The 20,871-nt window shown below is 43.1% G+C and carries 15 protein-coding genes; 12 read left to right on the plus strand and 3 right to left on the minus strand.

Going from position 1 to position 20,871, the window contains the following annotated elements; genetic code table 11:
- Positions 1 to 142: 142 nt before the first annotated feature.
- From BN8908_RS11930 to BN8908_RS11960, 7 genes are all read left to right on the plus strand, one after another.
- Complete coding sequence (locus BN8908_RS11930) at positions 143 to 1,372, plus strand: IS4 family transposase (RefSeq protein WP_068688501.1); 1,230 nt, start codon at positions 143 to 145, stop codon at positions 1,370 to 1,372.
- Between the two features lie 422 nt (positions 1,373 to 1,794).
- The gene (locus tag BN8908_RS11935; RefSeq protein ID WP_021987139.1) at positions 1,795 to 3,381 is read left to right on the plus strand and encodes a thiamine pyrophosphate-dependent enzyme; all 1,587 of its coding nucleotides are present in this window, start codon (positions 1,795 to 1,797) and stop codon (positions 3,379 to 3,381) included.
- A gap of 64 nt (positions 3,382 to 3,445) precedes the next feature.
- Entirely contained in the window at positions 3,446 to 4,030 is a 585-nt protein-coding gene (locus BN8908_RS11940; RefSeq protein WP_021987138.1) for an indolepyruvate oxidoreductase subunit beta, read from the plus strand.
- 328 nt (positions 4,031 to 4,358) lie between these two features.
- Complete coding sequence (locus BN8908_RS11945; RefSeq protein WP_068690779.1) at positions 4,359 to 5,231, plus strand: electron transfer flavoprotein subunit beta/FixA family protein; 873 nt, start codon at positions 4,359 to 4,361, stop codon at positions 5,229 to 5,231.
- Positions 5,232 to 5,312: 81 nt separating this feature from the next.
- Positions 5,313 to 6,332, plus strand: a complete 1,020-nt coding sequence (locus BN8908_RS11950) for an electron transfer flavoprotein subunit alpha/FixB family protein (protein WP_021987136.1) — start codon at positions 5,313 to 5,315, stop codon at positions 6,330 to 6,332.
- An 89-nt stretch (positions 6,333 to 6,421) separates the two neighbouring features.
- Positions 6,422 to 8,128 (plus strand): acyl-CoA dehydrogenase family protein, encoded by a 1,707-nt coding sequence (locus BN8908_RS11955; RefSeq protein WP_068690781.1) that lies wholly within the window; start codon positions 6,422 to 6,424, stop codon positions 8,126 to 8,128.
- Between the two features lie 264 nt (positions 8,129 to 8,392).
- Positions 8,393 to 11,665, plus strand: coding sequence for a S41 family peptidase (locus BN8908_RS11960; protein ID WP_068690783.1), 3,273 nt, complete (start codon positions 8,393 to 8,395; stop codon positions 11,663 to 11,665).
- Between the two features lie 67 nt (positions 11,666 to 11,732).
- Here BN8908_RS11960 and asnA read toward each other — a convergent pair whose 3' ends face one another.
- Positions 11,733 to 12,767, minus strand: coding sequence for an aspartate--ammonia ligase (gene asnA, locus BN8908_RS11965; RefSeq protein ID WP_021987133.1), 1,035 nt, complete (start codon positions 12,765 to 12,767; stop codon positions 11,733 to 11,735).
- A 642-nt stretch (positions 12,768 to 13,409) separates the two neighbouring features.
- Entirely contained in the window at positions 13,410 to 14,579 is a 1,170-nt protein-coding gene (locus BN8908_RS11970; protein ID WP_068688305.1) for an IS4 family transposase, read from the minus strand.
- Positions 14,580 to 14,762: 183 nt separating this feature from the next.
- Between BN8908_RS11970 and BN8908_RS11975 the strand changes: the two genes are divergently transcribed.
- The 5 genes from BN8908_RS11975 to BN8908_RS11995 all read left to right on the plus strand — a co-directional run bounded on the left by BN8908_RS11975 (position 14,763) and on the right by BN8908_RS11995 (position 20,229).
- Positions 14,763 to 15,644 (plus strand): metal ABC transporter solute-binding protein, Zn/Mn family, encoded by an 882-nt coding sequence (locus BN8908_RS11975; protein ID WP_068690785.1) that lies wholly within the window; start codon positions 14,763 to 14,765, stop codon positions 15,642 to 15,644.
- Between the two features lie 96 nt (positions 15,645 to 15,740).
- Positions 15,741 to 16,508 carry a metal ABC transporter ATP-binding protein gene (locus tag BN8908_RS11980; RefSeq protein ID WP_068690787.1) on the plus strand — a complete coding sequence of 256 codons (768 nt, stop codon included), beginning with the start codon at positions 15,741 to 15,743 and terminating at the stop codon, positions 16,506 to 16,508.
- A gap of 28 nt (positions 16,509 to 16,536) precedes the next feature.
- On the plus strand, positions 16,537 to 17,343 hold the full coding sequence (locus BN8908_RS11985) for a metal ABC transporter permease (RefSeq protein WP_068690789.1): 807 nt from the start codon (positions 16,537 to 16,539) through the stop codon (positions 17,341 to 17,343).
- Positions 17,344 to 17,438: 95 nt separating this feature from the next.
- Entirely contained in the window at positions 17,439 to 18,830 is a 1,392-nt protein-coding gene (lpdA, locus tag BN8908_RS11990; protein WP_068690791.1) for a dihydrolipoyl dehydrogenase, read from the plus strand.
- A gap of 19 nt (positions 18,831 to 18,849) precedes the next feature.
- A complete protein-coding gene (locus BN8908_RS11995; RefSeq protein WP_068690793.1) occupies positions 18,850 to 20,229 on the plus strand; it encodes a C1 family peptidase in 1,380 nt (459 codons plus the stop codon).
- A gap of 84 nt (positions 20,230 to 20,313) precedes the next feature.
- Here the strand turns inward: BN8908_RS11995 and ispF are convergent, their stop codons facing one another.
- A complete protein-coding gene (gene ispF / locus BN8908_RS12000) occupies positions 20,314 to 20,796 on the minus strand; it encodes a 2-C-methyl-D-erythritol 2,4-cyclodiphosphate synthase (protein ID WP_021987127.1) in 483 nt (160 codons plus the stop codon).
- Between the last annotated feature and the right edge of the window lie 75 nt (positions 20,797 to 20,871).

Consider the following 20,871-nt stretch of genomic DNA (forward strand, 5'->3'; position numbering starts at 1 on the left):
AGAACAGTCCCTCCAATTTTGGAAATCAAAAAAAACATACCAGTTATTAACAATCATGTATTATTTTGTTAGTAACTAATTGTTTTATAATGTATTGACTTGTATTTAAATATCTATATTTGTTTTCATAAACAATAGATATATGTCAACCATCTTTAATCAGAAAATTGATTTGATTCAGCTATTGCGTCAGATTCCTGATGAACATATCCTAAAAATAGCCACTAAAAGTAAAGTTGATCATTATGCCAAAGTATTGAATGGCCGTTTGATGTTTTATTTGCTTTTATCAGGAATCCTTCGTACAGATAAATTGAGCCAGCGTGGTCTGGCTGATTCCTTTTCCTCTCCTCTTTTTCGTACTTTATTTAATTTTAAAGGTAAACCAACGATATCCCATAGTTCCATATCCGATCGTCTGTCCACCATGAATACTGATTTCTTCCGGGAGTGCTACGAAACGATCTATCATATTTTCAGTTCTTTATACAGTACGAAAGAGATCGAAAACTTATGTCTTCAGCGTGTGGACAGTACTCTTGTAAGTGAAGCCTGCAATCACCTCAAACAGGGAATGCCGTGCGGCAATCTTTACGGGAAAAAGAAAATGATGAAATATACCATCAATTTTGACGGAATGTTTGCTTCTTTTGCAACGACTCATTCGGGTGATAGTGAAGCCAGCGAATCCCATGTACTTCCTGAGAATGTGCTCAGCCATTTTCAAAAGATAAAGGATCACTCTTCTGTTTATATCCTTGACCGCGGTCAGAATTCTGCCGAAGCATTCAGGACAATGAAAAGTCAGGATGGACTCCTTTTTGTAGGCAGACTGACCGATAAACGGAAAATGCTGGTGGTGGAGGACCTGAAAAAGGGAAATGATGTTTTCACAGACGGAGACCTTCTTGAAGACAAATTGGTTAAACTTTATAAACGGGAAGAAAAACTCAATAAAGAAGGAAGAAAAGTAGTAACAACCAGACTCGTTGATGAAACTTTCCGGGTAGTGCGTTTTAAACCTCAGGGTAAAGGCGAAATTTTACTCATAACTAACTGTCTGGAACTTACAGCTCAGACTATTACTCAGATATACCGTCGACGGTGGGATATTGAAGTCTTTTTTCGTTTTATCAAACAGGAACTGAATTTCAGCCATTTTCTCTCCATGAATGAAAACGGAATACAGATTGTGATGTATATGACCCTGATTACGGCTATGCTGGTGATGATTTATAAACGGGAAAATAATATCGGATATACCACGGCTGTCAGAAGAATGGGCATTGAACTCGAAAATCTGATTATGGCCATTATCGTTATTGAAAGCGGGGGAGATCTGAATAAAACGCAACTCAGACCTCCTGTCTGAAAATTTAGGAGCACTTGAGAAGACCAGAAAAAAAGAATATATGGAAAAAGACAACCATGGACAATATTTTTTCTTCCGAACATGACTGAGTCCGTCCCAGTGTGTAAATTTTAGCTTGAACAGTTCCGGTCAGACTGAAATTTATCTGAAACTTCGAATTTCTAAATTTCCAGATTTTTAAATCTCATCTTTTCTTTTTATCTTCGCAAACGTTATCGGATAAAAAAATCTATGTACCGACCGTCTGAATATTATTTTGTTTTAGCTTACATCATGGGCACCCTGAAATTCCACTGGGGGCTATAATTTTTTTTGCTACAATTTTACCGGATACAAAGCCGGCATCAACCGTCATGTTCTTTCGTATATCCGGCTTTCCATAACAGAATTCAATTATTGACGATTATAAAACCCAAACAATTATGCAAAGACAGCTACTATTAGGTGTTGAAGCTATTGCCCAAGGTGCAATAGACAGCGGGATATCGGGCGTTTATGCTTACCCCGGCACCCCTTCGACTGAAATTACCGAATATATTCAAACTTCCAAAGAAGCCATTGCCCGTAACATCCACAGAGCTTGGGCTGCAAATGAAAAAACGGCCATGGAATCGGCATTAGGAATGTCGTATGCCGGAAAACGTGCCTTGGTATGCATGAAACACGTAGGGATGAATGTGGCAGCCGATTGTTTTATGAATGCAGCTGTCACAGGGGCAAACGGCGGTCTGCTTATAATAGCAGCAGACGACCCATCGATGCACTCTTCCCAAAACGAACAGGATTCACGGGCATACGGAAAATTTGCCTTAATACCGACCCTGGAACCCTCCAATCAGCAGGAAGCCTATGAAATGACCCGCTACGGCTTTGCTCTCTCGGAAACCGTCGGCAGTCCGGTATTGCTGCGTATTACAACGCGCTTAGCACACTCCCGGGCCGGTGTTACGCCATCTGACGGGCTTCCGGAAAACCATTTGCATCTCCCGGAAAACAAACGCCAATTTGTATTATTACCGGCCATTGCAAGAAAAAGATACAAGCTGTTATTGGAAAAACAAGCCGATTTTGTCAGAGCTTCCGAGCAATCACCATTCAACCAATACCTGGACGGTGAAGATAAATCACTGGGGATTATTGCCTGCGGTATCGCATACAACTACCTGATGGAAAATTTCAACGGTAAATGCAAATACCCTGTTGTTAAAATCAGTCAATATCCGCTACCCCGCAAAATGATCAAACGTCTGCTCCGGGAATGCAAGCAGATATTGGTGTTGGAAGAAGGTTATCCGATAGTCGAGGAAATGCTGAAAGGCTATCCCGGCCTGGAAAATATTATGGGCCGTCTGGACGGAACCCTTCCCCGCGACGGAGAACTGAATCCCGATTTAGTAGCGAAAGCACTTTGCTTCCCGACAACCGAAGGTGCTCCGGTACCGGAAATTGTAACGCCACGCCCTCCGGCCCTCTGTACCGGATGCAGCCACCGGGATGTCTATAAAGCATTGAACGAAGTCATCTCCACATACGGAGAAGGACGTGTATTTTCAGACATCGGTTGCTATACTCTGGGAGCACTCCCTCCCTTCGAATCCATCAACAGTTGCGTAGATATGGGCGCTTCCATTACGATGGCAAAAGGTGCTTGCGATGCGGGACTGTTTCCGACGGTAGCCGTCATCGGCGACTCCACGTTCACTCATTCGGGCATGACCGGCTTATTGGATGCCGTCAATGAAAAAACACCGATTACAGTCATCATCTCCGATAACGAATCGATTTCAATGACCGGCGGACAGGAATCTTCCGCTTTAGGCAGAATAGAGTCGATCTGTAAAGGCATCGGAGTCGAACCCGAGCATATCCGCGTTCTTCTTCCAGTTCCTAAAAACCACGAAGAGTTGTGTAAAATTATCCGTGAGGAACTGGAATACAAAGGTGTATCGGTAATTATTCCCCGCAGGGTTTGCATACAGAAAGCTGCAAGAGACAGTAAAAAGAAATAATCAATGTTTCATCACCGGTTTGTATCATACTGCATTGAAACAAACCACACATAAATCGTAACTCATGAAAACAGACATTATATTAGCAGGAGTCGGTGGGCAAGGCATCTTGTCCATCGCCGCAGCCTTAGGATCGGCAGCCCTGACAAACAATCTATATATGAAGCAAGCCGAAACCCACGGCATGAGCCAGCGGGGAGGAGATGTACAATCCTTTATGCGCATTTCAGACCAACCCATTTTTTCCGATCTGATTGCTAAAGGAACCGCTGACATCATCCTATCGGTAGAACCCATGGAAGCTCTTCGCTATCTTCCCTATTTGCGCCGGGGAGGATATGTGGTAACGAATTCCACTCCCTTCATCAATATTCCGAACTACCCGGATACCGGGTTATTGATGGAGACGTTGAAGGCATTACCTCATCAGGTCATTATCGATGCCGATACCCTTGCAAAAGAATCAGCCGGGAATGTCCGGGCCGGCAATTTTGTCATGTTAGGCGCCGCCTCTCCTTTTATCGAAATTCCGTTTGAATACCTCGAAGAAGGCATTCGCGCCATTTTTGCACGTAAAGGTGAAGATATCGTCGAAATGAATTTAAAAGCCTTGCGGGCCGGAAGGGAATTTGCCCAAAACTACCGGTAATAGAAAAACAAAACAGCCGGCTGAAAAAAATATCAGCCGGCTGTTTTCATACACCTCATCCCCTTCTCTCAGAATCTTTTTCCCCTTTCCTTTTTATTTTTTACCTTTATTGTATTATCTTTACCCGTCAAAAACATCAATATATTTTATTGATTTTTTGTAAAATAAGTCCGTAGGCTTATTTACTATTTTCGCAGACTCTTTGTGTACAGACACTTAAAATATTGAAATATACAATTAATTTTGAACAATTAGTTAAAATATTAATCCAAAGAATCTTTCGGGTCGGTTGTACCGGCCAGGAAGATGATAACTTAAATAAATTAACATGAAAGGACTGAAAATTGTTGTTCTTGCGAAGCAGGTTCCCGACACGAGAAATGTGGGAAAAGATGCAATGAAAGCCGACGGAACTGTAAACAGGGCAGCTTTACCTGCTATTTTTAACCCTGAAGACCTGAACGCTCTGGAGCAGGCATTAAGATTAAAAGATAAAATTGAAGGGACAACCGTACACATTTTAACGATGGGTCCGGGCCGGGCCGCTGAAATTATCCGGGAAGCCATGTTCCGCGGAGCAGACGGAGGCTTTTTGTTGTCCGACCGGGCTTTTGCCGGTTCGGATACTTTGGCAACCTCCTATGCGCTGGCTTGCGCCTTACAAAATTTAAAAACCGATTTACTGATTTGCGGCCGTCAGGCTATCGACGGCGATACCGCACAGGTAGGTCCCCAGGTAGCAGAAAAATTAGGAATTCCGCAAGTTACCTATGCAGAAGAAATTCTTGAATGTAATGATCAGAAAATAACGATCAAACGCCGTCTCGAAAGAGGCATTGAAGTCGTTGAGTGTCCTATGCCCTGTGTCGTTACAGTCAATGGCTCGGCTGCCCCTTGCCGTCCCCGTAATGCACGTTACGTCATGAAATACAAATATGCCCGTGCCACACAGGAAATGCAGGACGCGGATGAAGACTATATCAATTTACTGCACGAGCGTCCTTATCTGAAAATTACCGAATGGAGTGTAAACGACATCAAATGCGAATCCCAGGAACTGGGCTTAAGTGGTTCTCCCACAAAAGTAAAAAACATCGAGAGTGTCGTATTCCAGGCTAAAGAAGCCAAAGTATTGGAACCCAGCGACGAAGCCATCGATGCTATGATGAAAGAATTAATTACAAACCACACCATTGGCTAATTTACGATTTATGATTTACGATTTACGATTGCTATAAGCAACGGAATCAAAAATCTTCAATCAAAAATCAAAAATGAAATTATGAACAGCGTATTTGTATATTGCGAAATAGAAGAGGGTGTTGTAGCAGACGTAAGTCTTGAGCTGCTGACAAAAGGACGTACCCTCGCCACGGAGCTCGGGGTAAAGCTTGAAGCCATCGTATTAGGCAGTGACCTGAAAGGAGTTGAAAAACAAGTATTTCCTTATGGAGTAGATACCCTTTGGGTAGGAGACGACAAACGTTTATATCCGTACACGACTCTTCCCCACACCTCTATCCTGGTTAATTTATTCAAGCAGGAAAAACCCCAGATTGCTTTTATGGGAGCCTCAAGCATAGGACGTGACCTCGGACCCCGCGTTTCTTCTGCACTGCACAGCGGTCTTACTGCCGATTGTACCAGTCTGGAAATCGGAGACTACGAAGACAAAAAAAATGATAAAATATACCATAACCTGCTGTACCAAATCCGGCCGGCTTTCGGAGGTAACATCGTAGCCACCATTGTCAATCCGGATTGCCGTCCGCAAATGGCGACAGTACGGGAAGGTGTTATGAAAAAAGAAATTTTCGATGCCAATCACAAAGGAGAGATAAAGACAATCGATGTCAATAAATTTACCGCTCCGGAAGACTTCGTAATCCATGTCATCGAACGCCACATGGAAAAATCGAAGGTAAACCTGAAAGCAGCTCCGATCATCGTTGCCGGAGGATACGGTGTAGGATCGAAAGAGAACTTCCAGTTATTACACGAACTGGCCGGTGTGCTGGGCGGAGAAGTAGGGGCTTCCCGGGCTGCTGTCGATGCCGGTTTCTGTGAGCACGAGCGTCAGATCGGTCAGACGGGTACCACCGTTCGTCCGAAATTGTATATTGCCTGCGGTATCTCCGGACAAATCCAGCATACTGCCGGTATGGAAGAATCGGCTATGGTTATCGCCATCAATACCGATAACAACGCCCCGATCAATAAGTTTGCCGACTATGTCATCACCGGAGACCTGAATGTCATCATTCCGAAGATGATACAGTATTATAAGAAGAACAGCAAGTAAATAATTTTTGATTTACGATTTTTGATTTACGATTAACGAAGTGAGTTGAAATCAAAAATCTAAAATCATAAATCTAAAATAAAGTAAGTATGGCTAATTTTTATACAGATAACGAAGATATAAAATTTCATCTCGGACACCCGTTGATGGAAAAAATTGTAGCATTAAAAGAGCGTAACTATACGGAAGCACAGGAATTTGAAAGTGCTCCGCGTGATTTCGAAGATGCTATTGACAACTACGACAAAGTATTGGAAATTGTCGGAGAAATTTGCGGAGATGTCGTAGCGGTAAATGCAGAATCAGTAGACGCAGAAGGTCCGCAGGTGGTAGACGGTCATGTACAGTATGCTGCCGGTACACAACAAAACATCGATGTAATCAACCAAGCCGGATTGAACGGGATCTCACTGCCGCGGAAATACAACGGATTAAACTTCCCGATCACTCCGTTTATCATGGCAGCGGAAATTGTAGCCCGCGCCGATGCCGGATTGCAAAATATATGGGGATTGCAGGACTGTGCCGAAACAATCAACGAATTTGCGAACGAGGAGCAAAAAGCGAAATACCTGCCCCGCGTTTGTGAAGGTGAAACCTGTGCCATGGACCTGACAGAACCGGATGCCGGTTCCGATTTGCAAGCCGTACAACTGAAAGCAACCTACAATGAAAAAGACGGCCAGTGGTATTTGAACGGAGTAAAACGTTTTATTACCAACGGAGACGGACATATTTCACTGGTGCTGGCCCGCTCGGAAGAAGGCACAAACGACGGACGCGGTCTGTCCATGTTTATCTACGACCGCAATAACAATGCCGTTACCGTGCGCCGTATCGAAAACAAATTGGGAATCAAAGGCTCTCCGACCTGTGAATTGGTATTCAAAAATGCACCGGCCGAATTAGTCGGTGAACGGAAAATGGGATTGATCAAATACGTTATGGCATTGATGAATGCTGCACGTCTGGGTATCGGCGGCCAGTCTGTCGGTATTGCTGAAGCCGCTTACCGTGAAGGCCTGAAATACGCGCAAGAACGGAAGCAGTTCGGTAAAGCCATCATCGAATTCCCGGCCATCTATGAAATGCTGTCCAATATGGAAGCCAAGCTACACGGTATCCGTTCCATACTTTATGAAACAGCACGCTTTGTCGACATGTACAAAACCTACTACCACATTTCCAAAGAAAGAACATTGGAAAAAGACGAGCGTAACGAAATGAAAGAATATCAGAAAATGGCTGATATCTATACCCCGTTGCAGAAATTGTTCGCCAGCGAATATGCCAATGAAATCACCTATGACGCATTACAGATTCACGGTGGTTCCGGATTTATGAAAGATTATCCCATTCAGCGGTATGTGCGTGATGCCCGTATTACCAATATCTACGAAGGGACTTCGCAATTACAGGTTGTAGCTGCGATTCGCGGTGTAACTACCGGACAATATGCCAAATACATTCATGAAGTGTATGAAAAAATGGCCATCAAACCGGAACACGAATATTTGCGTGAAACCCTGAAATGCATGACCGGTCAATTGGAAACCTGCACAGCTAAGGTAGCGGAAGCCGGAAACACGGAATATACGGATTTCCACGCACGCCGATTGGTCGAAATCGCCGGATATACAATCATCGGCTACTTGTTATTACAAGACGCCCAACGCTGTGAGAAGTTCCAGAAATCTGCCGAAATCTTTATCAATTACGGACAGGCTAAAGTGGCTGCTCATGCAGGATTTATCCATAATTTCGATCCAGATAAACTGGGTATATACAAAAAGTAAAAAAACGCCCTGCGGGGCGTTTTTTTTATAAAACATTCAAAAGCAAACATCTAAAATTTTTATTTTTTCCTCCCCAAAAGCATTCGTTTAAAATTTCAGATTATCCCCACAATCTTCTCCTGCAAAAAAGAGGAATCATAAATCATAAATCTACAATTAAAATATGGCTTTTAAAAAAACGTTAAAATAATTTTTGGAGATCATTTGTGTGTAAAATAAATTATTTTTACAAAGTGTAGCAATTATAATTTTAAATATAATATTATGAACCTATTTCGAACATTAATCACAGTTGCAGTCGTGTGTCTGGCATCCTGGACTGCCATGGCTCAGGAAAATGCATTATGGATGCGTTATCCGGCTATTTCTCCGGATGGAAAAACAATCGCATTTAATTACAAAGGAGACGTTTACCTCGTAGGCAGCGAAGGCGGACGTGCCACTCAATTAACAACAAACCCGGCTTATGACGGTTATCCCGTATGGTCTCCGGACAGCAAAACTATCGCGTTCGCTTCCGACAGGGCCGGCAGTATGGACGTATATACCGTACCCGTAACAGGAGGTTCTCCAACCCGCCTGACCTGGAACTCGGCTTCCGAAACTCCGGTTGCATTTACCCCGGACGGCAAGAAAATACTGTATCGTGCCAACTTCCTGCCGGATGCACAATATACCCAATTCCCGAGCGGCAGCCAAATCTATGCCGTATCTGTAAAGGGCGGAAGACCGGAACAATTTCTGACTTTCGATGTATACGATATACAATTCAATAAGGCCGGAGATAAAATCATCTATCATGATTATAAAGGATATGAGGACAACTGGCGTAAGCACCATACCTCTTCCGTTACACGCGACATCTGGTTACACGACTTAAAAACCGGCAAATTTACAAACATAACCGACAAAGAAGTAGAAGATCGTAGCCCGGTATTCAGCGATGACGAGCAAAGCATTTATTTCCTAAGCGAGCGCTTCGGAGACTTCAATGTATGCAAACTGGCATTGAACAATCCGACCGAAGTCAAACAAATCACGAAGCATTCGAAACACCCGGTACGCTTTTTATCCAAAGCAAACGACGGTACTCTCTGTTACTTTTTCAATGGAGAAATCTATACCTTAAAAGATGGCCAGCAACCTAAAAAACTGAATATACAAGTTGTTACCGACCAGTTGGAAGCAGAATCCAGATTGAATAATCTGCCTTACGGAGCCCGTGAAATGGCATTATCGCCCAATGGTAAAGAAGTTGCTTTTATCGTGAGAGGAGATGTTTTCGTTACCTCTGTTGAATATCCGACAACCAAACGTATCACAAACACAGCCAGCCAGGAACGCTCTGTAAGCTTCTCTCCGGATGGCCGTACATTGGTATATGCAGCCGAACGGGATGGCAACTGGAATATATACACGGCTTCCCTGACCGACAGCACGGACAAATCATTTACGTATGCTAAAGATATCAAGGAAGAACAGATTACGAAAGGCAAAGACGCTTGTTTCGAACCGGCATTCTCTCCGGACGGAAAAGAAATCGCTTATCTGGAAAACCGGACGACCCTAAAAGTAATCAACCTGAAAAGTAAAAAATCCCGGACAGTACTCGACGGGAAATACAACTACTCTTATTCCGACGGCGATCAATGGTACCAATGGTCTCCGGACGGCAAATGGATACTGGCCAATTATTTCGAAAAAGGAGGCTGGCAAAACAGAGATGTTGCCTTGGTAAAAGCCGACGGTAGCGGGGAAATCCACAACCTGACCAATAGCGGATATTCGGATGCCAGTCCCAAATGGATGATGGACGGCAAAGCAATCATCTGGTTCTCGGACAGAGCCGGTTACCGCAGCCACGGTAGTTGGGGTGCCTACTATGACGTGTATGCCCTGTTCCTCGATCCGGAAGCTTACGATGACTTCAAAATGAGTAAGGAAGAAGCAGCCCTGGCCAAAGAAGAAAAAGCCCTCCAAAAGAAAGAAGAAGAAAAGAATAAAAAAGACGACAAAAAAGGGAAAAAAGACGATAAAAAGGAAGACAAGAAAGACAGCAAAAAAGAGGAGGTCAAATTACCCGAGCTTAAAATGAACCTGGATAACCTGGAAGATCGCATTGTACGCCTGACGATCAATTCTTCCAATCTGGGAGATGCCGTACTGACAAAAGACGCAACCAAATTATACTACCTGACCAGCTTCGAAGGCGGATACGATTTGTGGGTTCGCGACTTTAAAGAAGGCAGCACCAAAATATTGGCCAAGCTGAACAAATGGGGCGGTTCTCTGGAAATGGACAAGGAAGGTAAAAACCTTTATATGTTATCCGGCGGACAGATCAGCAAAATAAACATCAGCAACGGACAAAGCAAACCGGTCACCTACAATGCCGAATTCGAACTGAAAAAACCCCAGGAAAGAGAATACATTTTCAATCACGCATGGCAACAAGTTGTTGATAAATTCTATGATCCGGCACTTCACAATGTAGACTGGAATTTCTACAAAAAAGAATATGCCCGCTTTTTACCGCATATCAACAACAACTATGATTTTGCAGAAGCTTTAGGCGAATTATTGGGAGAATTGAATGCCTCACATACCGGCGCCCGCTATTATGCCTATGGTAATGCACCTCAGACAGCCGTTTTGGGAGCATTCTACGATCCGACATACAAAGGCGACGGTTTGAAGATCAAGGAAGTGATCGAAAAAGGTCCGCTGACTAAAGCCGAAACCAAAATCAAAGCCGGAGTCGTGATCGAGGAAATCAACAATCAACCGATCAAAGCCGGTGAAGACTATTTCAAATTATTTGAAAACTTAACAAACAAAAGAGTATATCTGAAACTTTACGATCCTGATACCAAAAAACACTGGCACGAATATGTAAAACCGATCTCTGCCGGTGCAGAAAAAGGATTGCTTTATGACAGATGGGTAAAACAACGGAAAGAACTTGTTGAGAAATTATCCGGAGGTAAAATCGGATATGTACATATCAAAGGCATGAACAGTGCAAGTTTCCGGGAAGTTTATTCCGAAGTTTTCGGACGTTACCGGAATAAGGAGGCCATCATTTTAGATACCCGCTTTAACGGTGGCGGCTGGTTACACGAAGACCTGGTAAACATGCTCAGCGGAAAGAAATTTGCTGAATTTGTTCCCCGCGGTCAATATATCGGTCAGGATCCGTTCGCACAATGGACGAAACCGTCAGCCGTTATCATGAGCGAAAGCAACTACAGTAATGCACACGGTTTCCCCTGGGTATACAAAGAATTGAAACTCGGTAAGCTGGTCGGAATGCCGGTTCCGGGCACGATGACCGCCGTTTGGTGGGAAACCCAGCAAGACCCGACACTTGTATTCGGTATTCCGGAAGTCGGAATGAAAGACAACCAGGGACGTTTCTTGGAAAATCTGCAATTGGAACCGGATATCCGTGTTAACAATGACCCGGCTTCTGCCATTCAGGGACGTGACCTGCAATTGGAAGCAACAGTCAAATCACTGTTAGAAGAGATCAAATAAAAGATCAGACTAATTGTAAAAATTATAAATCGGATTATGCGGCTAAAGCCGCGTAATCCGATTTTTTTTAAAAAAGAAATACACCTGCTTTCTCGCAAGCCTGCCGCACTTCATCCGGCCACAAGCCTGCCTGCACTTCTCCGATATGGCATTTCTGCAACAACAACATGCACAAGCGGGATTGCCCGATCCCTCCTCCCATTGTCTGGGGCAAACTTCCCTCCAACAATAAAGAATGAAAAAACAATTTTTTCCGTTCTTCACATCCCCGGATTTCCAATTGCCTTTCCAAAGCTTCCGGATTGACCCGTATCCCCATCGATGATATTTCAAAAGCCGACTGCAACACCGGGTTCCAAACCAATATATCTCCGTTCAAACCGGGTAAACCGTTCTCCAGCGTCGACCAATCGTCGTAATCCGGAGAGCGGTCGTCATGTATTGTTCCATCGCTTAAAGCACCCCCGATTCCACAGATAAAGACAGCCCCGTATTCCTTTGTAATAGCTTGCTCCCGCTGTTTCGGCGTTGCTTCCGGATAACGCTTCCGCAGTTCTTCCGCATGTATAAATGTGATCTGCTCCGGTAAAAAAGGAGTCAGCACAGGAAATTGTTCGCTCAACAAAAATTCCGTCCGTTTCAAAGCAGCATATATCCGGCGTACACAAGTATATAAACGTTCCACCGTACGCTCCTCCGGAGTAATGACCTTTTCCCAGTCCCATTGATCGACATAAACGGAATGGATATTACTGACAGCTTCATCCGGCCGTAACGCATTCATATCCGTATAAATACCCAAACCGGGGGAAATGTGGTGCCGCCACAAAGCATACCGTTTCCATTTGGCCAAAGACTGTACAATCTCTGCTTTTTTACCTCCCAACATGCGGGCCTGAAAGCTGACAGGAGCCTCCGAACCATTTAAATTGTCATTCAGACCTTTTCCTGAAGGGACCGCCAAAGGCGCTGTAATACGCCGCAATTTCAATTCCGCAGCCAAAGCCAGTTGAAAAGTGTCCTTTACAAATTTAATAGCATGTTCCGTTTGCCAAACGTCGAGCTGAGAGCAATAATCCTGTGGTAAAAATAATTGTTTCATGTGTTTTATCGGTTTAAAGCCAGAAACCGGAAAAATAAAATACAAATTGTAGATTTACGATTTTAGATTAAAAAAGCTGATAACGAATCAGGTTACCGGGTAATTTAAAATTTACAATCTAAAATTTACAATTCAGACGAATCTTTTTATTGCAGATTTATGATTTACGACTCCTCTTTTTTGCAGGAAAGGATTGTAAGTCCAATCTAAAATCGTAAATCTGAAATCATAAATCCGTCTTGCTGTTCTTTTAACTTCCGAATCTGACTTTCATTACAAAAAAAAGCCTTCCCGAAAAAGGAAGGCTATATAAATTATATATCAAAATACACTGCTATCGATAATAACCTCCCCCTTGCAATCGATTATAATTATAATTGCAATTATTAAAAAGAAGATTATTATTCAGATTTCTCATGGTCGTTCCACTGTTTCGGAACAAAAATAGAAGATAATCGCAAATAAAAAAAGAAGATTCCAAAAAAATATTTTTAGCCTTCGGGATTCGGGCGAAAAGGACTATCTTTAACATGCTAAAGCCAACGATTTAATTGTAGATTTCAGATTTACGATTTTAGATAAAAAAATCTGATAACGAATCAGGTTCCGGGCAATTTAAAATTTACAATCACTGCTGGGCACTTAGTCCCAGCTGATTTTCAATTGTTTATAATTTAGTTCTTTGACATTTTTGTAATCGCAATTGGTAAGTATCTCTCTTACAGGCGTTTTATCCAGTAGAGAAAAACTCAAAATTTGTAGGATTTCGTAGATTGGACGGTTAACTTTCAATTTGTAAGCGACAATGGCAACCAGACAGTATGTTATGATGGCACAGTAGACTTGTGTCTTGACTGCATTCATCGTGGTTCCCCAAAAAGATTTTACTTTCAGGTGTTGCTTTATCCATTTGAAAAATAGTTCCACCTGCCAACGGTTCTTGTATAGCAAGGCTACTTCCTCTGCTGAGAGTTCCATGTTGTTGGTGATGAACACAAATTCTCTGCCCAGTTCTTCATCGTAGTATTTAACCCGCCGAAGTTTGTCCGGATATGCTTTGAGCGATTTATACGTTTCAAGTATTCCAATCTGGTCACATTTTATTCCGGTTGTTTTATCGACTTCACGGGAATACATTCTACGGAATCTCATATTATCCTTTGCACGTGTAACGAAGTAAGCACCACAGGTGTGAAGCTTATGCAAACGGGTGAAGTCAACATATCCTTTATCCATGATATAGAAACTTCCCTTTTCATAACTCAACTCATCCAGCATGTTTACGTCATGTACTTTAGCATTGGTTACCAGTACGATTGTCGGTATGGAAGTCTTTACATCATACAAGGTATGAAGTTTGATGCCTCCTTTGTGTTTCCTAAATTCCGCCCACCAAAAAACATTCAGACAAAGGTCTATGGTGGAGGAATCAAAGGCATAAACATTACCGTCAACTTTCACCTCGAAGTCATTTTTGTTGTAGCTATTACGGGCTTCCGCAATCAGGGTATAAGCAAATTCTTCGTAGATACGATAATCTCTATTCCGGTTTGCTTTCCCCAGATTGGTACGGCTAACTGTTGCACCGAATCCCAAGTGATAGTACTTGCTCTTGTGTGCCTCAAGGCTGAGCATAAGCTCACGCATACTATCTCGGGCGGTCAGTTGTCCGAAAATCATGCACAGCATCTGATTCCAACAGGTGAATGTTCTGATTTTCTTATTCCCGGAATACTTCTCTACCAAACGGTCAAAGACACGACGGGGAAGAAAATCTGTAAGTTGAGCGAAGATATATTTGCCTTGGTTCATTGTTTTTAGCTTTTGGACAAAGCTAAAACAACTTTTCAATTCAAATCGTCACGCTCCAAAAAGATATTTAACTATGCGATTATCAAAGATTTCAAAGAACGATGTTTAATTTAAAGTGCCCACTAGTGATTTACAATCTAAAATTACAATTTATATGAACGATACATCTAAAACGCTAAAAAAATGATATCCAAACACATACACGTTATCACATTATTCACACTTCTCTCACTGCTTCTGTTTTCCTGCAAAGAGAAAAAACAAGACAGACATATCGTTACGGTAAGTATCCTTCCTCAAAAATACTTTGTAGAAAGAATTGCCGGCGACTACTTGAAAGTAAATGTCATGGTTCCCCCCGGAATGAATCCGGCAACCTGCGATTTGAATACCGGACAACTGAAAAAGTTATACGATAGCGACTTATGTTTTGCCATCGGCTATCTTCCCTTCGAAACCACCCACCTTTATCCGGCACTCTCAAATCGTCCCGATATCCCGCTTATCCGGCATTCAGACTCATTGCAACTGATCGCAGGAAGCTGCAATCACGATCACCACGATCACACACACGAAGGCGGCGTAGATCCTCATGTATGGCTCTCTCCGCACTATGCAAAATCTATCGGGAGAGATATTTACCGTACATTATCCGAAAAATACCCCGAAAAACAGCAAGAATTTTTAGCCAACTACAAATTACTTGAACAGGACATCGACAAAATTGCGCATTCAGCCGATAGCATACTGTCAGAAAAAAAACACAAAACTTTTCTGATTTACCACCCGGCACTGACCTATTTTGCCCATGACTACAACATGGAACAGATCTCGATCGAGCATGAAGGGAAAGAACCGGATCCCAGGCACCTGAAAGAAATCATGGATACGGCAAAAGAAAAAGACATTCATGTCATTTTTATTCAAAATCAATTCGATATCAGCAACGCCCAATCGATAGCCAAAGCCATCGGAACCGATATCATCCCGATCGATCCGCTAAACGAAGACTGGCTTGCTGAAATGCGAAAATTACTGCAAATTTTTCAGGAAAAACTAAACTAGATTCTGTATACATTCATTCCATTTTTTCCCAAAAAATAGAAGTTGATTTGCGCGTATAATCCAAAACCGTAAATCCGAATTTACAATTAAAACAGCATGTCGACAATACTCGAATTAAAAAATATCACTGCCGGATATGAAGGTATCCCAGTTCTGAAAGAAATAAATCTAGCCATAAAAGAACAGGATTTCATCGGAATAATCGGCCCGAACGGTGGAGGCAAAACGACTCTTTTAAAAGTCATTTTAGGCCTTCTGAAACCTTTCAGCGGAGACATTCATTACTACGTTTCCAAAACGAATCTCTTCGGTTACCTTCCCCAAAACAGCCAGTTCGACCGCCGCTTCCCGATCAGTGTCAGAGAAGTCGTAATGTCGGGACTGATGTCTGAAAAAAGATTGTACCGCTATTATTCCCGTCAGAACAAGATAAAAGCTGACGAATTACTGATAAAATACGGCATGGGAGACTACAGCAAAGCTCCCATCGGAGAACTTTCGGGAGGACAAATGCAACGGGTATTTCTATGCCGGGCAATTATTTCATCTCCCCGTATCCTGATTCTGGACGAACCGACGACCTATGTGGACAGTAATTTCGAAAAAGAATTCTATACCATACTGAAAGAACTAAACAAAACCCTCAGCATTGTCATGGTCTCGCACGATCTGGGAACCATTTGCTCGTACGTAAAAACAATTGCCTGTGTCAATCACGGTTTACATTACCACCAGTCGAACCTCATCAGCACGGAGCAATTGCAATCTTATAATTGCCCCATCGAGCTGATCTCCCACGGTCCTGTCCCCCACCGGGTACTGACAGACCACTCCGATAAGAACTGTAACTGTAACAAATCCTAAACTTCAGCCATTAATCGCTTCCATTGCCATGCTCGAATTCCTAAAATACGATTTTTTTCAAAATGCCTTGCTCAGTACCGTCCTGATCGGTATCAGCTGCGGACTGGTCGGCACCTACATTGTTGCCAAACGGATGGTGTTCATCAGCGGCGGAATTACCCACGCTTCTTTCGGAGGCCTGGGCTTTGCCTACTTCATCGGTATTTCACCCTTATTGGGAGCTGCCGTATTTTCAATCGGAACGGCCATCGGCATACTTTTTCTTGCCGAAAACAAAAAAATACGGGAAGATTCTTTAATCGGCATTTTCTGGTCGGCCGGAATGGCCATCGGAGTACTCTTTATCTACCTTACTCCCGGATATGCTCCCAACCTGATGTCCTACCTCTTCGGCAACATACTGACGGTTACCTGGGGACAAATTCTCCTTTCCGTCTTACTCTGTCTGGTGATTATTGTTTTCTTCGTATTGTTCTACCGTCCGCTGTTCTATATTGCTTTTGACAAAGAATACAGCCGTACGCACAACGTACATGTCAACCGCATTGATGTTGCCATTATGTTGATTATTGCCCTATGCATCATATTGTGTATGAAATTAGCCGGCATCATTTTAGTTATCTCCTACCTGACACTGCCTCAGGCTATTGCCGGCACTTATTACAAAAATTTCAAGCAACAATTGATCGCTTCCTCTATAATCAGTGCTATCGGGTCGGTAATCGGGCTCTTCGTGTCGGCGGCATTGAATACCCCTTCAGGAGCTACAATTGTCGTATGCTTTTTACTATTTTTTCTCCTGGCCTGGCTGGGAAAGAAAATCTGGAAATCGTAAATCTAAAATCTGCAATTAAAACGTTCTTTTTTGCCTGAAGATTTGTTAGCTTTGCAGACGGAACTTTATATTTAAAAATTTAAAACGTTTGAGATATGAATTATGACCTGATCGTCATCGGAAGTGGTCCTGGCGGATATGTAGCAGCAATCCGGGGAGCCCAGTTAGGGATGAATGTTGCTGTAATCGAAAAAGCCGAGATCGGAGGTATATGCCTGAATTGGGGATGTATTCCGACCAAATCCCTTCTAAAATCGGCACAAGTACTCGATTATGCCCGTCATGCAGAAGACTACGGCGTGAAAATAGAAAATACGCAACCGGATTTCGGTGCCATTATAGCCCGTAGCCGGGGTGTTGCGGAAAAAATGAGTAAAGGCATTCAATATCTTTTCAAAAAAAACAACATCACCGTTATTGAAGGACAAGGAAAATTAACGGCAGATAAAAAAGTAGAAGTAACGGCAAACGACGGTGCAAAACAAATCTACGAAGCCAAACATATTATCCTCGCTACAGGAGCACGCTCCCGCCAGCTTCCGGCTATTCCGCAAGACGGCAAGCGCATCATCGGCTATCGGCAGGCTCTTACCCTGGATCATTTGCCGGCTTCCATGCTGGTTGTCGGTTCCGGAGCCATCGGTTCTGAATTGGCCTGGTTTTACAATGCAATGGGTACAAAAGTTACTTTAGTCGAATTTATGCCCAACGTATTACCGATAGAAGACGAAGAAGTATCGAAACAGATCGGACGTTCCTTCAAAAAAGCCGGTATCGAAGTCATGGTGAAATCATCTGTCGAAAGCGTCGATAACAGTGGCGAATTATTAAAAGTAAACATTCGCAACAAAAAAGGAGATATAGAAGTCCGGGAGGCCGAAATCGTATTGTCTGCCGTAGGTATTGCGCCTAATATTGAAAATATCGGTCTGGAAGAATTGGGTGTCGAAACGGAAAAAGGCAAAATCAAAGTCGACGATTACTATCGCACCAACATCGCCGGAGTCTATGCCATCGGAGACATTGTCCACGGACCTGCTTTGGCCCACGTAGCTTCAGCAGAAGCCATTTGCTGCGTTGAGAAAATTGCCGGCCTGGAAACCGAATCTATCGATTACGGCAACATCCCCGGATGTACTTATACAACCCCGGAAGTCGCTTCCGTCGGTCTGACCGAAGCCAAAGCCCTGGAAGCCGGCTATGAGTTACGCATCGGAAAATTTCCTTTCACAGCTTCAGGTAAAGCAAGTTCAGCAGGAGCCAATGACGGATTCGTCAAACTGATCTTTAATGCAAAAGACAATACCTTATTGGGTGCCCATATGGTCGGTGCCAATGTAACGGAAATGATAGCAGAACTGGTATTGGCCCGTAAAGCAAAAGTCTCCGCACATCAATTGATTAAAACGGTACATCCTCACCCGACAATGAGCGAAGCCGTTATGGAAGCTGCCGCTGCCGCTTATGACGAAGTAATACATCTATAAAACCATTAAATATTTTTACATGAAAAAGACTTTATTAATTGCAGCCTTAAGCCTTAGTTGTTCCGGAATTTTCGCCCAAGCAATCGAAGGCAAGGATTTGCAGGAAATTCAAGCCTCGTTTAAAAAAGATACTCCTACGCGCGCTTTACAAAACATCCTTACAGCAGATAAAAATCTGAAAGGGAATGCACTTAACCGTGAACTGCAAGGTAAAATCGACCATTTTTTCAAATACCGTGTAAATGTCAAAGGAATTACGGATCAGCACAGCTCCGGACGCTGCTGGATGTTCACTTCCATGAACGTACTCCGCCCGGAAGTTATGCAGAAATACAACCTGGACAAATTCGATTTTTCCCACAACTATACCTACTTCTGGGATATTTTTGAGAAATCAAACCTATTCCTTGAAAACATCATCTCCACAGCCGGAAAAGACATGGAAGACCGGGAAGTATGCGAATATTTCAAATCTCCGGTCGGTGACGGAGGCGTATGGAACTTGTATTACAATGTAGCCCAAAAATACGGTGTCGTACCCCAGGAAGTCATGCCGGAAACCGCACATTCAGACAATACTTCGCAAATGGTGAACATCATCAATGAAAAATTACGATTGGGAGGGTATGAGTTACGGGAAATGGCTGCTGCCGGCAAATCGGTAAAAGAACTGCGGAACACAAAAAAGGAAGTACTGAAAGATGTCTATCGGATACTGGCTCTTTGCCTGGGAGAACCGCCTCATTCCTTTACCTGGAGATTCAAAGACAAAGACGGGAATATCAAAGAATTGGCGAATTACACTCCCATGCAATTCTACAAAGAAATCACTCCCGCTGATTATAACCCGGATAATTACATCATGATTATGAATGATCCGACCCGGGAATATTACAAGATATATGAAATACAAAATTACCGGAATGCCCAGGAAGGCATTAACTGGACTTACCTGAACCTTCCGAACGAAGATATCAAAAAAGCAGCCCTGGCTTCCATAAAAAACAATGAAGCAATGTATGCTTCTTGCGATGTCGGGAAACAACACCAACGGGAAACAGGTATACTCGATCCTGAAATGTACGATTACGAATCCTTACTGGGCGTAAAACTCAAAATGGATAAGAAAGCACGTATACTTACCCGTCAAAGCGGCTCTTCACATGCCATGACATTGATCGGATGTGATACAGATGCAAATGATCAGCCCGTAAAATGGGAATTTGAAAACAGTTGGGGAAGTGCAAGCGGTAACCACGGTTATCTGACCTTCACAGACGACTGGTTCGATGATTATATGTTCCGTATCGTTATCCACCGGAAATTCTTAGATGCCAAAGCCATAGAAGCTCTCAAACAAAAACCGGTGCAATTGCCCGTGTGGGATTATATGTTTTAAAAACAGAAATAGAAACAGAAATGGCCAAAAGCCGGGAAATTCCCAGGCTTTTGGCCATTCTGTTCTAACTCACCCCATCTGTTTTCAACCTTCCTTCGTCAACAAAACCGTTGCATAAGCCGATACACCTTCCTCCCTCCCTTCAAAGCCGAGCTTTTCCGTTGTCGTTGCTTTTACAGACACATCTTCGGGAGCTACTTGCATAACAGCAGCCAAAGTGTGTTGCATATCTTCAATAAAAGGACGTAATTTCGGACGCTGCATACAAATCACACTATCTACATTACCGATCTCATACCCTTGTTTCCTTATCAGTTCCACCGTTCGCTTCAAAAGCAACTTGCTGTCGATACCTTTAAATTCAAGGGCTGTATCCGGGAAATGATAACCGATATCTCCCATGCCGGCAGCCCCCAGCAAGGCATCGCAAATTGCATGTATCAACACATCTCCGTCCGAATGAGCGATACAGCCTTTCTCATGTGGCACCAACACGCCTCCGAGCCATAAGGGTAAGCCCGCTTCCAAGCGATGTACGTCAAAACCGATTCCTGTTCTGATTTTCATTTTCATCATTTTTTAATCCGGTCGCAAGATTAACAAAAAAAGCGTTAAATCCGCCGCAAACAGAGCTATATGTTC

Source organism: Culturomica massiliensis (genome assembly GCF_900091655.1).
GTDB lineage: Bacteria > Bacteroidota > Bacteroidia > Bacteroidales > Marinifilaceae > Culturomica > Culturomica massiliensis.

What these genes read in the sequence shown, in the direction of transcription:
- BN8908_RS11930 (WP_068688501.1), top strand. Translation starts at nt 143, where the DNA reads ATGTCAACCATCTTTAATCAGAAAATTGATTTGATTCAGCTATTGCGT.
- BN8908_RS11935 (WP_021987139.1), top strand. Translation starts at nt 1,795, where the DNA reads ATGCAAAGACAGCTACTATTAGGTGTTGAAGCTATTGCCCAAGGTGCA.
- BN8908_RS11940 (WP_021987138.1), top strand. Translation starts at nt 3,446, where the DNA reads ATGAAAACAGACATTATATTAGCAGGAGTCGGTGGGCAAGGCATCTTG.
- BN8908_RS11945 (WP_068690779.1), top strand. Translation starts at nt 4,359, where the DNA reads ATGAAAGGACTGAAAATTGTTGTTCTTGCGAAGCAGGTTCCCGACACG.
- BN8908_RS11950 (WP_021987136.1), top strand. Translation starts at nt 5,313, where the DNA reads ATGAACAGCGTATTTGTATATTGCGAAATAGAAGAGGGTGTTGTAGCA.
- BN8908_RS11955 (WP_068690781.1), top strand. Translation starts at nt 6,422, where the DNA reads ATGGCTAATTTTTATACAGATAACGAAGATATAAAATTTCATCTCGGA.
- BN8908_RS11960 (WP_068690783.1), top strand. Translation starts at nt 8,393, where the DNA reads ATGAACCTATTTCGAACATTAATCACAGTTGCAGTCGTGTGTCTGGCA.
- asnA (WP_021987133.1), bottom strand. Translation starts at nt 12,767, where the DNA reads ATGAAACAATTATTTTTACCACAGGATTATTGCTCTCAGCTCGACGTT.
- BN8908_RS11970 (WP_068688305.1), bottom strand. Translation starts at nt 14,579, where the DNA reads ATGAACCAAGGCAAATATATCTTCGCTCAACTTACAGATTTTCTTCCC.
- BN8908_RS11975 (WP_068690785.1), top strand. Translation starts at nt 14,763, where the DNA reads ATGATATCCAAACACATACACGTTATCACATTATTCACACTTCTCTCA.
- BN8908_RS11980 (WP_068690787.1), top strand. Translation starts at nt 15,741, where the DNA reads ATGTCGACAATACTCGAATTAAAAAATATCACTGCCGGATATGAAGGT.
- BN8908_RS11985 (WP_068690789.1), top strand. Translation starts at nt 16,537, where the DNA reads ATGCTCGAATTCCTAAAATACGATTTTTTTCAAAATGCCTTGCTCAGT.
- lpdA (WP_068690791.1), top strand. Translation starts at nt 17,439, where the DNA reads ATGAATTATGACCTGATCGTCATCGGAAGTGGTCCTGGCGGATATGTA.
- BN8908_RS11995 (WP_068690793.1), top strand. Translation starts at nt 18,850, where the DNA reads ATGAAAAAGACTTTATTAATTGCAGCCTTAAGCCTTAGTTGTTCCGGA.
- ispF (WP_021987127.1), bottom strand. Translation starts at nt 20,796, where the DNA reads ATGAAAATCAGAACAGGAATCGGTTTTGACGTACATCGCTTGGAAGCG.